We start from the raw sequence: 12,600 nt of genomic DNA, 5'->3' as shown, positions 1-12,600 counted from the left end.
ACACGAGGGGACCGTCTTTGTATACGACCATCGTGTTTCCGGGGAAGGCAGGCGATGCTGCGGGTGTGTTACGCGTCCGCCGGGCGGTTGCGCAGTCGGTAGGCGGAGTCGGCGTGGGCGATGTGCTCGGCGACCACCGCGCGGGCCCGCTCGGCGTCACCGGCCTCCAGCGCGGCGCAGATCTGTTCGTGCTCGTGCCAGGAGTCCTCGGCCCGGCGCGGCAACTCGACCGCGTACACCCAGGCGATCTTCCAGCTGAGCTGGGTGATCAGCTGGGTCAGCAGGGCGCTGCCCGACGCCTCGGCTAGTACCTCGTGGAAGCGGCTGTTGAGCCGGGCCAGCTCGTCGAGCCTGCCGTCGCGCACCGCCTCCTGGCCCAGCGAGGTGAGTTCTTTGAGCCTGCCCAGCTGTTCGGGGCTGCGCCGGGTGGCCGCGCGGCCCGCGCACAGCGGCTCGAGCAGAGCGCGGATCTCGAGCAGATCGGCGGCCTCGGCCTCGGTCAGCTCGGCGACGAAGGTGCCCGCGTACGGCCGTGACGTGGCGAAACCCTCGGCTTCGAGGGTGCGCAGCGCTTCGCGCACCGGCACCCGGGAGACGCCGTAGCGCTCGGCCAGGGTGTCCTCGGTCAGGCGCTGGCCGGAGACGAAGTCGCCGCGGATGATGTCGTCGCGGATGGCCCGGCAGACCTGCTGCGGCGTCATCCGGCGCACGGTGCTGCTCACATCGCCTCCAGGGTCGATCGCGGGGGAGGGCCGCGCTGTTCGTCTACGATCCACGGCCGATATCCCTCGAATCTACGGCATGGTGCCGCTCGACCGGCCGGTGGCGAGGCTCACCGGCGCTCATCGAGCCCCTCGAAACACGGTCGTATACGATCGCGCCACGCTCTTCGGAAAGGTAGTCATGGATCCCGTGCACATGGCCCTGCTGCTGGCCGCTGGTGTCGGGGCAGGTTTCTGCAACGCCATCGCCGGCGGCGGCAGTCTGCTGTCGTTTCCCGCCCTGCTGGCGTTCGGGCTGCCGCCGGTCACCGCGACGGTCACCAATGCCGTCGCGGTGTGGCCCGGCTACCTGGGCGGCGCCGCGGCCCTGCGCAAGCGGACGGGGGAGTACCGGGAACTGCTGCCGCGCCTGGTGATCACCGGGACCGCGGGCGCGCTCGGCGGTGTCCTCGTGCTGCTCGCCGCACCGCCCGCGGTGTTCGCGGCGCTGGTGCCGTACCTGGTGCTCGGGGCCACCGCGCTGTTCGCGGCGCAGCCGTGGCTCTCGCGCAGACTGGCCGTGCGGCAATCGGATTCGCGGCTCCTGCTGTTCGCCGGGGTGTTCCTCGGCGGCGCGTACGGCGCCTACTTCAACGGCGGGATGGGGATCGTCCTGCTGACCGCGCTCGCGCTCGGCCTCGACGCCTCGGCGCAGCTGCTCAACGGGCTCAAGAGCGTGCTCACCGTCGCGGTGTCCACCACCGCGATGATCGCGGTCGCGCTGTTCGGTCCCGTGCACTGGCTCGCCGTGGCCCTCCTGGCGCCCGCGTGTCTCGCCGGTGGCGTGCTCGGTGCGCGGTTCGCCGACCGCCTGCGGCCCACGGTGTTCCGTGGGGTCGTGATCGTCTTCGGTGCCGGTGCGGGCACCGCCATGTTGCTCACCGCCTGACCAGGGCGATCGTCCCCGAGGAGGACCCGAGATGACCGAACTGCTCCTGCGCGGCGGCAGGCCGTGGACCCCGGGCGCCCCGCCCACCCCGGCCGACGTGCATCTGCGCGACGGCCGGATCGCCGCCATCGGCGCCGGACTCGACGCGCCCGCCGCCGAGGTGATCGACCTCGACGGCGCGCTCGTGCTGCCCGGCCTGGTCGACACCCACTGCCACCTGGACAAGACCCTGTGGAGCGGGCCGTGGGTGCCGAACACGGGCGGCCGCACCCTGGCCGGGCGCATCGCCAATGGGGAGAGCCGCCGCGCCGAACTCGGTATCCCGAACGTCGACTACGCGGGAAACCTGCTCGCCGCCATGGTCGCCGCGGGCACGACCCACGTCCGCAGTCACGTCGACGTCGACCCCGAGATCGGACTCGCCGGTGTGGAGGTGGTCCGGGCCGCCGCCGCCCGGCACCGCGACCGCGTCGACGTGGAACTGGTCGCCTTCCCGCAGGGCGGCCTGCTCCGCCGCCCCGGCACCGCGAAACTGCTCGAGGCGGCACTCGCCGACGGGGTCGAGGTGATCGGCGGGCTCGACCCGGCCGGCTACGACAACGACGCCGCGGGCCACCTCGATCTGATCTTCGGCCTGGCCGAGCGCTACGGCGCGAAGATCGACATCCACCTGCACGACGGTGGCTCCCTCGGCGCCTGGCAGTTCGGCTTGATCATCGAACGCACCCGCGCGCTCGGGCTCGCGGGGCGGGTCACCATCAGCCACGCCTACGCGATGGGTCAGCAGGAACCCGACGAGCAGCGCCGCATCGCCGACGAACTGGCCGCCGCCGGCGTCGCGATGGTGACCTGTGCGGTCGGCGAGGCGCCGGTGGTGCCGGTCCGGGTGCTGGCCGCGGCCGGGGCGACGCTGGCGCTGGGCAACGACGGCATCCGCGATCTGTGGACGCCCTACGGCGACGGCGACATGCTGCGCCGGATCGGCACCGTCGCCTACCGGGACCGCCTGGTCGCCGACGCGGAGATCGAGCTGGCGCTGCGGGCCGGAACCCACGGCGGCGCCCAGGTTCTCGGCCTCGCCGAGTACGGGCTCACGCCCGGCGCGCCCGCCGATCTGTGCGTCGTGGACGGGGCGACGCCCGCCGCCGCGGTCGTCGCGCTGCCCCCGCGACGCCTGGTGCTCAAGCACGGCCGGGTGGTCGCCGCGAACGGTGCGCTGAGCGCCGGGGATTGATCGTATACGAAACAAGGGTGTAATCCGCCGGACCGCGATCGGCAACGACCGGTCACTAGAAATAGTCCATGAGCGCAACGGCTTCCACCGCGTCGCCCGCCGCCGACTCGTATACGAGAATCGACCGCGGCCTCGACCCCGAACCGGCCCTGGCCTTCGACGGCGTTTCCCTCGTCTTCGGTGACGGCACCCGGGCCCTGTCCGATATCGACCTGCGGGTCCGGCCCGGCGAGTTCGTCTCGCTGGTCGGCCCGTCCGGCTGCGGGAAATCGACCCTGCTGCGGCTGGCGGCCGGCTTCGAACAGCCGACCGCGGGCCGGGTCGCGGTCGGCACCGGCAGACTGGGCTACGTCTTCCAGGAATCGACCCTGCTGGCCTGGCGCAGCGTCGCCGCCAATGTCGAATTGCCCGCCGAGCTGGCCGGTGTCGACCGGGCCACCCGGCGTGCGGACGCGCGGGACGCGATCGAGCGGGTCGGCCTGGCGGGCTTCGAGAAGCACAAGCCGGCGCAGCTGTCCGGTGGCATGCGGATGCGGGCCTCCATCGCCAGGGCGCTCACGCTGCGACCGGAGCTGTTCCTGTTCGACGAACCCTTCGGCGCGCTCGACGAGATCACCCGGCAGCGACTCAACGAGGAAGTCGGCGCGCTGTTCCGGCGCGACGGCTTCGCCGGTGTCTTCGTCACGCACTCGGTCGGCGAGGCGGTGTTCATGTCGACCCGGGTGGTCGTCCTGACCGGCAGGCCGGGCCGGGTGGCCGCCGAGATCGCGGTGCCCTTCGACTTCCCGCGGCTGCCGCAACTGCGCTATACCCCGGAGTTCGCGGCGATCTCGGCCGAGGTCTCGGCGGCGCTGCGCGGTGCCGAGCAGGAGACGGCCGCGTGACCGCCGTGGTGGTACCCGGTGCCGGGCTCGGTGCGGCGGCGCCGCGGGCCCGGCGCCGCTGGCCGTTCCGGATCTCCCCGATCCGGATCCTCGCCCCGATCGTGGTGTTCGTCGCGGTGCTGGCCTGCTGGTCGCTGGTGAGTCACGTCCTGCTCGACCCGCAGTCGCGGTTCCTGCTGCCCGCGCCGGAACAGGTCATCGCCAAGGGCCTGCTCGACCCGGTCGCGCGGACCGCCATCCTGGCCGCGCTGTGGTCGACCGTGCAGGTGGCGCTGGTCGGGCTGGTCGTCGCGATCGCGCTCGGGGTGAGCTTCGCGGTGGTGATGAGCCAGGCGCGCTGGGCCGAGTACTCGCTGTATCCGTACGCGGTGGTGCTGCAGACGATCCCGATCCTCGCGGTGGTCCCGCTGTTCGGGTTCTGGTTCGGCTACGAGTTCTCCAGCCGGGTGATCGTGTGCGTGATGGTCTCGCTGTTCCCGGTCGTCACCAATACGCTGTTCGGCCTGAAATCGGTGGCGCCCGCCGAACACGACCTGTTCACCCTGCACGGGGCGAGCCGGTGGCAGCGGCTGCGGAAACTGCAATTGCCCACCGCGCTGCCCGCGATGATCTCCGGCTTCAAGATCTCCGGCGGCATGGCGATCATCGGGTCCATCGTCGCCGACTTCTTCTTCCGGCAGGGCGAACCAGGCATCGGCCGGATGATCGACGTCTACCGCCAGCAGCTGGCCACCGAGGAACTGCTCACCGCGCTGCTGCTGTCCTCGCTCGTCGGCCTGATCCTGTTCTGGCTCTTCGACTTCCTGGCCCGGCGCGTCGACCGCGCGCAGGGTCTGCGCCGCGACGCCTGACCCCGACTGTCCCACCCTCGTATTCGCTCGACCCCGAAGGAACCTCCGGTGCAGAAACATCTCCTCGCCACGGCCGTGCTGGCCGGCACCACCGCGCTGACCGCCTGTACCGGCACGACCTCGGTGCCCGCGCCGACCGGTCAGGGCGCGCTCGCCGGGGTCTGCCCGGCGACCGTCGTCATCCAGACCGACTGGTACGCCACGCCCGAGCGGGCCGCCGCCTATCAGCTGGTCGGGTCGAACGGCACCGTCGACGTGCAGAAGGGCGCCTACTCCGGCCCGCTCGGTGACACCGGCGTGAATGTCGAAGTGCGCCTGGGCGGTCCGTTCCTGGGCGGACAGCCGGTGCCCGCCCAGATGTATCAGGACCAGAGCATCACCCTCGGCTTCGTCCCGACCGACGACGCGGTGCGCGCCGCCGCCAAGTTCCCGGTGACCGGGGTGTTCGCCTCGCTCGACGTGAACCCGCAGATCGTGCTGTTCGACCCGGCGACCTATCCGCAGGTCACCTCCTGGAAGGACGTGCCCGGAACCGGTGCGCCGGTGGTCTACAGCGAGGGCAAGCTGTTCATGGACTACCTGATCGCGCACGGCGACGTCTCCGCCGCCCAGGCCGACGCCTCCTTCGACGGCACGCCGAGCCGCTTCGTGGCCGAGCGGGGCAAGGCGATGCAGCAGGGGTACGTCTCCAACGAGCCCTATCGCTGGGAGCACGACGTGAAGGGCTGGCTCAAGCCGGTGAAATCGCTGCTGGTGCACGAATCCGGCTACGAGATCTACCCGCACGCGTGGTCGGTGCGCAGCGGTGAGCTGGACGCGCTGGCACCGTGCCTGAGCAAGCTCGTGCCGATGCTGCAGCAGGCCCAGGTCGACTACGTCCGTGATCCCGAGCCGGTCAACCAGGCGCTGCTGCGGATCGCCCAGACGATTCCGGACGGGCCGCCGATGACCGCGGGCGGCAATACCGATTCGGTGCGGGTGCAGCTCGCGCAGAAGATCGTCGGGAACGGACCCGACGCCACCCTCGGCGATTTCGACACCGGGCGCGTCGACCGGGTGATCGGCGTGGTCACGCCCATCCTGCGCGCCCGCGGGCTGGCGGTCCCCGACGGCATCACCGCGGGCGCGATCGTCACCAACCGGTTCGTCGACCCGGCGATCGGCTTGCCGAGCACGCCGTAGCCGGTCGGTCCCGTCGGGTAGTGTCCTGGCTCTATCCGCTTGTGCCCGAGGGGGACCGATGACCTATCAGCCGCCACCGCCGCCGTATCAGGGCGGGTATCCGCAAGGTCAGGGTGGGTATCCGCAGGGCGGGTACCCACCGAACTACGGGTATCCGCAGCCGCCGAAGAAGAAGCCGGTCTGGCCGTGGATCGTCGGCGGTGTCGTGCTGGTGCTGGTCCTGCTCGGCGGCGGCTGCGCGGCGATCATCGGCGTGGCGGCCTGGCAGGTCGACAAAGAGGTCAACAGCAGCGCCGACCTGGTCTACGAAGTGGGCGGCACCGCCTCGCAGGTCGACATCACCTACTACAGCGGCGATTTCGACCAGAACACCGCGAACGGGTCGAGCGTGCCCTGGCGCAAGGACGTCACCGTCTCCGGCTTCGCCAAGATGGGCAGCATCACCGTGACGACGACCGGCCTGGAGGAAGGCACCGTCAGCTGCCGGATCCTGCGCGACGGCAAGGTGCTCGACGAGGACACCTCCACCGGCACCTTCGGCTTCGTCACCTGCAGCGCCACGATCGACTGAGCGCGGAACCTGTCGGACCCCGCTGCCACACTGGCGGGCATGACGGAATCTGCTGTGCCGTTCCGGGTTCGGATCCCCGTGCGTGTCTCGGACCTCGACGCCCAACTGCATGTCACCGGCTCGGCCTACCAGCAGTACGCCGATCACGCGCGGTTCGCGTGTGTGGCGGCGGCGGGCGTTTCGGTGCCCGACCTGCTGGCGGCGGGCCTCGGGCCGGTGAATCTCGAGCTGAACGTCCGCTACCACCGGGAGCTGCGGGCCGACGACACGGTGGAGATCGACTGCCGGTGGGCCTGGAGCGGTGGCAAGACCTATCGGGTCGAGCACACGCTGACCAGGGACGACGGCGAGGTCGCCGCGACCGTGTCGTACGTGGCCGGCCTGCTCGACCTGGGCGAGCGCAAGCTCGTCGCCGATCCCGCCAGGGTCTGGGCCGAATTCGCGAAGGATCACGCCCTGCTCGGGCTGGCCTGACCGGCGGGTGGCGTCCGTGTCGTTGGTCGGGCGCAGCGGGGGAATGCTCTAGACTTTCGAACAATTGTTCGTGTCTTCGAAGGGGCTGCCGGTGCGGGTGATGGGCGTCGATCCCGGGCTCACCCGGTGCGGGCTCAGCATGGTGGACAGCGGGCCGGGGCGTAAGGTCGTCGCGCTCGATGTCGGGGTGGTGCGGACACCGCCCGAGGCGGAGCTGGCGCACCGGTTGATGGCGGTGGCCGACGCGGCCGAGCACTGGATGGACACGCATCGGCCCGAGGCCGTCGCGATCGAGCGAGTCTTCGCCCAGCACAACGTGCGCACCGCGATGGGCACCGCGCAGGCGGGCGGGGTGATCGCGCTGGCCGCGGCCCGGCGCGGGATCAAGGTCGCCTTCCATACGCCCAGTGAGGTGAAGGCCGCGGTCACCGGCAACGGCACCGCGGGCAAGGCGCAGGTCACCGCCATGGTGACCCGGATTCTCGGGCTGCAGGTCGCCCCGAAACCCGCCGACGCCGCCGACGCGCTCGCCCTGGCGATCTGTCATTGTTGGCGGGCGCCGCTGATGGACCGGATGGCGGCCGCGCAGGCGCAGGCGGACGAGGTCCGCCGCCGCTACGAAGAACGGCTGGCCGAACAACGGAAGGTGGTGCGCGGGTGATCGCGTCGGTTCGCGGCGAGGTACTCGAGATCGCGCTCGACCATGTGGTGATCGAAGCCGCGGGCGTCGGCTACCGGCTCAACGCCACCCCGGCGACGCTGGCCGGGCTCAGCCGCGGCGAGGAGACCCGCCTGTACACGGCGATGATCGTGCGCGAGGACTCGATGACCCTGTTCGGCTTCGCCGACACCGAGGCACGCGACCTGTTCGGGCTGCTGCAGACGGTGTCCGGCGTCGGCCCCCGGCTGGCGATGGCGGTGCTGGCCGTCCTCGAACCGGAGGCACTGCGCAAGGCGCTGGCGGAGAGCAATGTCGCCGCGCTCACCCGGGTGCCCGGCATCGGCAAGCGGGGCGCCGAACGCATGGTCGTCGAACTGCGCGACAAGGTGAACCTGGTGCCGGTGCCCGCCGGTCCGCCCGGTGCGCAGGTGCCGGTCACCCCCGTCCGCGAGCAGGTCACCGAGGCGCTCGTCGGGCTCGGCTTCCCGGTGAAGCAGGCCGAACCGGCCGTCGACGCCGTCCTGGCCGACCAGCCCACCGCCACCACTTCCGTCGCCCTGCGCGCCGCCCTCGGCCTGCTCGGCAAGAACAGGTAGGCCATGGACGACGATTTCGAGCTCGCGCCCGGCGAACCCGACGAATCCGCCGTCACCGCGCGGTATCTGCACTCCGACGGCGAAGCCGAGACCGGCCTGCGCCCCACCTCGCTCGACGACTTCATCGGCCAGCCCCGGGTCCGCGAACAGCTCGCCCTGGTGCTGCGCGGCGCCAGGCAGCGCGGCGCCACCCCCGATCATGTGCTGCTCTCTGGCCCGCCCGGCCTCGGCAAGACCAGCATGGCGATGATCATCGCCGCCGAACTCGGCACCGCCCTGCGCATCACCTCCGGGCCCGCCCTGGAACGCGCGGGCGACCTCGCCGCCATGCTGTCCAACCTGGTCGAGGGCGATGTGCTGTTCATCGACGAGATCCACCGGATGGCACGCCCCGCCGAGGAGATGCTGTACCTGGCGATGGAGGACTTCCGGGTCGACGTCGTGGTCGGCAAGGGCCCCGGCGCGACCTCGATCCCGCTCGACATCGCCCCGTTCACCCTGGTCGGCGCCACCACCCGCTCCGGCGCGCTGACCGGCCCGCTGCGCGACCGGTTCGGCTTCACCGGCCACATGGACTTCTACGAGCCCGCCGAGCTGCTGCGGATCCTGCAGCGCTCGGCGCGCATCCTCGGCGTGCAGATCGACCACGACGCGGCCGCGGAGGTCGCGGGCCGCTCCCGCGGTACCCCGCGCATCGCCAACCGCCTGCTGCGCCGCGTCCGCGACTTCGCCGAGGTCAGGGCCGACGGCGTGATCACCCACCCGATCGCGATGGCCGCGCTCGAGGTCTACGACGTCGACGCGCTCGGCCTGGACCGGCTCGACCGCGCCGTGCTCGGCGCGCTGGTGCGCGGTTTCGGCGGGGGACCGGTGGGCGTGTCCACGCTCGCGGTCGCCGTCGGCGAGGAAGCGGCCACCGTCGAAGAGGTGTGCGAGCCGTTCCTGGTACGCGCCGGGCTCGTCGCCCGGACCCCGCGCGGCCGGGTCGCGACCGCGGCGGCCTGGGAGCATCTCGGGCTGGTGCCCCCGCCCGATCTGGTCATCGGCGCCATCGAAGTGCGTGGGCGCGAACCGCAACCGAGCATGGACCTGCTCGACTGAGCCAGGTGGGCGAGGCGCCCGATCGTCGTCTACTGTCGGCCGGGTGGCAGTCCATGCGGTGGTGCAGCGATTCCCCGAGCCGTTGCGTTCCCTGCTCCTGAAGCATCGGGAGCTCCTGAAGTTCGCGGTCGTCGGCGCGATCACCTGGTTCATCGACACCGGCGTCGTGTACGCGGTGAAGCTGACGGTGCTCGGCGACAAGCCGCTGACCGCGCGCCTGCTCGGTGCGCTGATCGCGACCATCGCCTCCTACATCCTCAACCGCGAGTGGTCCTTCCGCACCAGGGGCGGCAGGCAGCGCAGCCACGAGGCGGCGCTGTTCTTCACCGTCAGCGCCCTGGGGATCGGCGTCACGATGATCCCGCAGGCGATCTCGCTGTACGTGCTGAATCTGCGGGTGCCGCACGTGGACCCGGTGGTGCAGGCGGTGGCCAACTTCGTCTCCGGGCAGATCCTGGGCGTGCTGCTGGCGATGGCCTTCCGGTTCTGGGCGTTCCGCCGCTACGTCTTCCCCGACGATCTGCGCGAGGCCGAACTGCACAGCATCCAGGGCTGATGAGCCCCGGAGATCACTGCCTGCTTTCGGCGTGCTCGAGCGCGGTGATCACCAGGTCGATGAACGCGTCGACCTCCTCGCGGGAGTAGCCGCGGGTGCCGAGGCGGGTGTCGGTGAAGCGCACGCCGCGTACGTCGGCGGCGGTCAGGCTGCCCGGACCGTTGTGCGCCAGCGTCGCGGCGACCAGGTCGAGGAAGGCGTCGACCTCTTCCTCGTGATACCCCCGCCTGCCGACCGTCGACTGGCTGAACCGCATGCGGTGCACGTCGTCCGGGGTGAGCATCTCGGCTACGTCGTCGCCGGGCCGGGCCGCGGGGACCGGGGCGCCGCCCTTCTGCCGGTATTCGAGCTCGGTCCTGACCCGGTCCAGGAAGTCGTCGACCTGGTCGGCCTGATAGCCGCGGCCACCGAACCGCGGGGCGCCGAAATGCACGTGACGGATGTCGTCGGCGGTGAGGACGCCCTGCCCGTCCAGGGTGGCCGAGACCAGTTCGAGGAACGCGTCGACCTCGTCTGCGTGGTAGCCGCGATGGCCCAGGGTCGGCATGGCGAAGTGGGTGCGGCTCACATCGTCGGGCGTCACAGCGGTCATTGTGTCAGGATTGCCCTTCTATCCCACGGGTTTTCGTCATCGCGCAGCAACTCGGACGCCTTCGATGAACAGCCGCCGTACCGCGTGACTGTACACCGCGAGCAGCGCCGGATCAGGGGTTCGCATGCCGTGCACGATGCCAGCGACCACCATCCCCAGCGCCGCTTTCGCCGTGGTGGGAGTATCCAGATCGGGGCGCAGACAACCCCAGCGGACGCCATGGTCCAGATAGCCGGTGATGACGATCTCGGTGGAGTCGAGCAGCCCGAACACCCGGGCGGTGAGTTCGTCGTCGATGCCGGTCGCGTGCAGCAGTAGCAGCTGCGGCACCCGGGGATCGTCGAGCAGCACCCGGTTGAGCGATTCGCCGATCCGGTCGAGCAGCGCGGTGTACTCGTCGAGGGTGGTGGCGGTCTCGGGGCTGAGCTCGGTCGCCAGCGAGGTGAACACGCGGCTGGTCACGTCGTCGATGACATGGTCGATGATGTCGCGCTTGTTGGCGAAGTAGCGGTAGAAGGTGCCGTGCCCGATGCCGAGGCGCACGGCGATATCGGCGATGCCGGTGGCGTGATAGCCCTTCTCGGAGAAGCAGTCGAACGCGGTGTCGATGATCTCCTTGCGCAATTCGGCTTTGCGCTGTTCGACGCGGGCGGATGGCTTCGTCACCGGGCTGATGTTACTGTCGCCGCCGACGGAATGATGTGTCATTCTGTTACAGACACCTGATGTATGTGGAGGTTCGGCGTGGCACCTCAGTTGGACGCGGTCGTGGTCGGGGCGGGATTCGGCGGCATCGGCGCCGCGATCGAGCTCGACCGGCTCGGACTGCACGATTTCGTGATCCTCGAGCGCGAGGACGACCTGGGCGGCACCTGGCATGTGAACCGGTATCCCGGTCTGGCCGTCGACATCGCCTCGGTGACCTACTCCTATTCCTTCGAGCCGAATCCGCGCTGGTCCCGGCTGTTCGCCCCGGCGCCGAGCTCAAGAAATACGCCGAGCACGTGGCCGACAAGTACGACCTGCGCAGGCGGATGCGGTTCGGCACCGTCGTCGACGGCGCCCGCTGGGACGAGGACAACCAGCAGTGGATGGTCTCGATCGCCGGCGGGGAGACCGTGACGGCGCGCTATCTGCTCGCGGCGACCGGCTTCCTGTCCCAGCCGTACACCCCGCCGTTCCCCGGGATCGAGTCCTTCGCGGGCAAGATCATCCACACCACCGACTGGGACGCCGACTACGACCTGACCGGGCGCAAGGCCGCGATCATCGGCACCGGTGCCACCGCGGTCCAGTTGGTGCCCGAGGTGGCCGAGCGGGTCGCCGCGCTGACCGTCTTCCAGCGCACGCCCATCTGGGTGGTGCCCAAGGTCGACGCCCCGATCCCCGGCGCCGTCCAGGAGATGTTCGCCAAGGTGCCGCTCACCCAGAAGGCGGCCCGGCTGGTCAACACGGGCATGCTCGAGGCGCTGATGGTCGTCGGCGTGCTGCACTACGCGCAGGCCAAGCCGCTGAACAAGGCGGCCGCCGCGCTGGCCAAGGCGCACCTGTTCGCCCAGGTCCGCGACAAGGAGACCAGGGCCAAGCTCACCCCGGACTACGACTTCGGCTGCAAGCGCCCGACCTTCTCCAACCGGTACTTCAAGACGTTCAACGAACCGCACGTGCGGCTGGAGACGAACTCGATCGACCACGTCGAACCCGACGGCATCGTCACCGCCGACGGGCACAAGACCGAGATCGACACACTGCTGCTGGCCACCGGCTTCAACCTGTGGGACGTGAACTTCCCGGCCATCGAGATCGTCGGCCGCGACGGGGTGAACCTCGGAAAGTTCTGGCGCGACAACCGCTTCCAGGCCTACGAGGGCATCACCGTGCCCAAGTTCCCCAACTTCCTCAGCCTCAACAGCCCCTACTCCTACAGCGGGCTGTCGTACTTCACCACCATCGAGGCGCAGATGAAGCACATGGGCAGGCTGTTCACCGAGCTGTTCCGGCGCGGCGAGCAGACCTTCGAGGTCACCGAGCGGGCCAACACCGAGTTCCTGGACCGGGTCACCGACAAACTGGACTCCTCGGTGTTCTACGGCGGCGACTGCGCCACCGCGCGCAGCTACTACTTCAACCAGCACGGTGAGGCGGCGCTGCTGCGCCCGACCAGCACCGCCGACGCGCACCGCGAGGCGGTCTCCTTCCCGCTCGACGACTACACCTACGGCCGCACCGCCTGAGCGGCGCGCGGAGG

Annotated in this window: 14 protein-coding genes and 1 pseudogene; 12 read left to right on the top strand and 3 right to left on the bottom strand. The window is 70.5% G+C overall.

The window, feature by feature from the left end; genetic code table 11:
* Nucleotides 1-68: 68 nt before the first annotated feature.
* Nucleotides 69-722: a GntR family transcriptional regulator gene (locus ACFVW6_RS29740; RefSeq protein WP_378830607.1), complete on the bottom strand. Its 654-nt coding sequence runs from the start codon at nucleotides 720-722 to the stop codon at nucleotides 69-71.
* A 181-nt stretch (nucleotides 723-903) separates the two neighbouring features.
* On the opposite strand from ACFVW6_RS29740, the gene ACFVW6_RS29735 reads away from it, so the two are divergent.
* The 11 genes from ACFVW6_RS29735 (at nucleotide 904) to ACFVW6_RS29685 (ending at nucleotide 9,760) form a co-directional block, all read left to right on the top strand.
* Complete coding sequence (locus ACFVW6_RS29735; protein WP_357344942.1) at nucleotides 904-1,650, top strand: sulfite exporter TauE/SafE family protein; 747 nt, start codon at nucleotides 904-906, stop codon at nucleotides 1,648-1,650.
* A 31-nt stretch (nucleotides 1,651-1,681) separates the two neighbouring features.
* A complete protein-coding gene (locus ACFVW6_RS29730) occupies nucleotides 1,682-2,884 on the top strand; it encodes an amidohydrolase (protein ID WP_378830605.1) in 1,203 nt (400 codons plus the stop codon).
* A gap of 68 nt (nucleotides 2,885-2,952) precedes the next feature.
* Nucleotides 2,953-3,768, top strand: coding sequence for an ABC transporter ATP-binding protein (locus ACFVW6_RS29725; RefSeq protein WP_378830603.1), 816 nt, complete (start codon nucleotides 2,953-2,955; stop codon nucleotides 3,766-3,768).
* Nucleotides 3,765-4,619 (top strand): ABC transporter permease, encoded by an 855-nt coding sequence (locus tag ACFVW6_RS29720; RefSeq protein WP_378830600.1) that lies wholly within the window; start codon nucleotides 3,765-3,767, stop codon nucleotides 4,617-4,619. The genes ACFVW6_RS29725 and ACFVW6_RS29720 overlap by 4 nt, the downstream gene beginning before the upstream one ends.
* A 48-nt stretch (nucleotides 4,620-4,667) precedes the next feature.
* On the top strand, nucleotides 4,668-5,801 hold the full coding sequence (locus ACFVW6_RS29715) for an ABC transporter substrate-binding protein (RefSeq protein ID WP_378830598.1): 1,134 nt from the start codon (nucleotides 4,668-4,670) through the stop codon (nucleotides 5,799-5,801).
* A 58-nt stretch (nucleotides 5,802-5,859) separates the two neighbouring features.
* Nucleotides 5,860-6,372, top strand: a complete 513-nt coding sequence (locus ACFVW6_RS29710; protein WP_355277285.1) for an MmpS family transport accessory protein — start codon at nucleotides 5,860-5,862, stop codon at nucleotides 6,370-6,372.
* A 39-nt stretch (nucleotides 6,373-6,411) separates the two neighbouring features.
* A complete protein-coding gene (locus tag ACFVW6_RS29705; protein ID WP_378830595.1) occupies nucleotides 6,412-6,846 on the top strand; it encodes an acyl-CoA thioesterase in 435 nt (144 codons plus the stop codon).
* Between the two features lie 91 nt (nucleotides 6,847-6,937).
* Nucleotides 6,938-7,507 carry a crossover junction endodeoxyribonuclease RuvC gene (ruvC, locus tag ACFVW6_RS29700; RefSeq protein ID WP_355277825.1) on the top strand — a complete coding sequence of 190 codons (570 nt, stop codon included), beginning with the start codon at nucleotides 6,938-6,940 and terminating at the stop codon, nucleotides 7,505-7,507.
* Complete coding sequence (ruvA, locus tag ACFVW6_RS29695; protein ID WP_218721115.1) at nucleotides 7,504-8,103, top strand: Holliday junction branch migration protein RuvA; 600 nt, start codon at nucleotides 7,504-7,506, stop codon at nucleotides 8,101-8,103. Before ruvC ends, ruvA begins: the two co-directional genes overlap by 4 nt.
* 3 nt (nucleotides 8,104-8,106) lie before the next feature.
* Nucleotides 8,107-9,204 (top strand): Holliday junction branch migration DNA helicase RuvB, encoded by a 1,098-nt coding sequence (ruvB, locus tag ACFVW6_RS29690; protein ID WP_355277279.1) that lies wholly within the window; start codon nucleotides 8,107-8,109, stop codon nucleotides 9,202-9,204.
* Nucleotides 9,205-9,247: 43 nt separating this feature from the next.
* A complete protein-coding gene (locus ACFVW6_RS29685; protein WP_308248646.1) occupies nucleotides 9,248-9,760 on the top strand; it encodes a GtrA family protein in 513 nt (170 codons plus the stop codon).
* A gap of 13 nt (nucleotides 9,761-9,773) precedes the next feature.
* On the opposite strand, the gene ACFVW6_RS29680 is transcribed toward ACFVW6_RS29685, so the two are convergent.
* Nucleotides 9,774-10,352: a DivIVA domain-containing protein gene (locus tag ACFVW6_RS29680; protein WP_378830591.1), complete on the bottom strand. Its 579-nt coding sequence runs from the start codon at nucleotides 10,350-10,352 to the stop codon at nucleotides 9,774-9,776.
* A gap of 36 nt (nucleotides 10,353-10,388) precedes the next feature.
* Nucleotides 10,389-11,018: a TetR/AcrR family transcriptional regulator gene (locus ACFVW6_RS29675; RefSeq protein WP_378830589.1), complete on the bottom strand. Its 630-nt coding sequence runs from the start codon at nucleotides 11,016-11,018 to the stop codon at nucleotides 10,389-10,391.
* Nucleotides 11,019-11,096: 78 nt separating this feature from the next.
* Between ACFVW6_RS29675 and ACFVW6_RS29670 the strand changes: the two are divergent.
* A pseudogene (locus ACFVW6_RS29670) lies at nucleotides 11,097-12,586 on the top strand (flavin-containing monooxygenase).
* Nucleotides 12,587-12,600 lie beyond the last annotated feature (14 nt).

The sequence above is a fragment of the Nocardia sp. NPDC058244 genome (assembly GCF_042882065.1).
GTDB lineage: Bacteria > Actinomycetota > Actinomycetes > Mycobacteriales > Mycobacteriaceae > Nocardia.
Note: the sequence above shows the minus strand (reverse complement) of the source record. Positions and strands in the feature narration are given on the sequence as shown.

What these genes read in the sequence shown, in the direction of transcription:
- ACFVW6_RS29710 (WP_355277285.1), top strand. Translation starts at nt 5,860, where the DNA reads ATGACCTATCAGCCGCCACCGCCGCCGTATCAGGGCGGGTATCCGCAA.
- ruvB (WP_355277279.1), top strand. Translation starts at nt 8,107, where the DNA reads ATGGACGACGATTTCGAGCTCGCGCCCGGCGAACCCGACGAATCCGCC.
- ACFVW6_RS29725 (WP_378830603.1), top strand. Translation starts at nt 2,953, where the DNA reads ATGAGCGCAACGGCTTCCACCGCGTCGCCCGCCGCCGACTCGTATACG.
- ACFVW6_RS29730 (WP_378830605.1), top strand. Translation starts at nt 1,682, where the DNA reads ATGACCGAACTGCTCCTGCGCGGCGGCAGGCCGTGGACCCCGGGCGCC.
- ACFVW6_RS29680 (WP_378830591.1), bottom strand. Translation starts at nt 10,352, where the DNA reads ATGACCGCTGTGACGCCCGACGATGTGAGCCGCACCCACTTCGCCATG.
- ACFVW6_RS29735 (WP_357344942.1), top strand. Translation starts at nt 904, where the DNA reads ATGGATCCCGTGCACATGGCCCTGCTGCTGGCCGCTGGTGTCGGGGCA.
- ACFVW6_RS29705 (WP_378830595.1), top strand. Translation starts at nt 6,412, where the DNA reads ATGACGGAATCTGCTGTGCCGTTCCGGGTTCGGATCCCCGTGCGTGTC.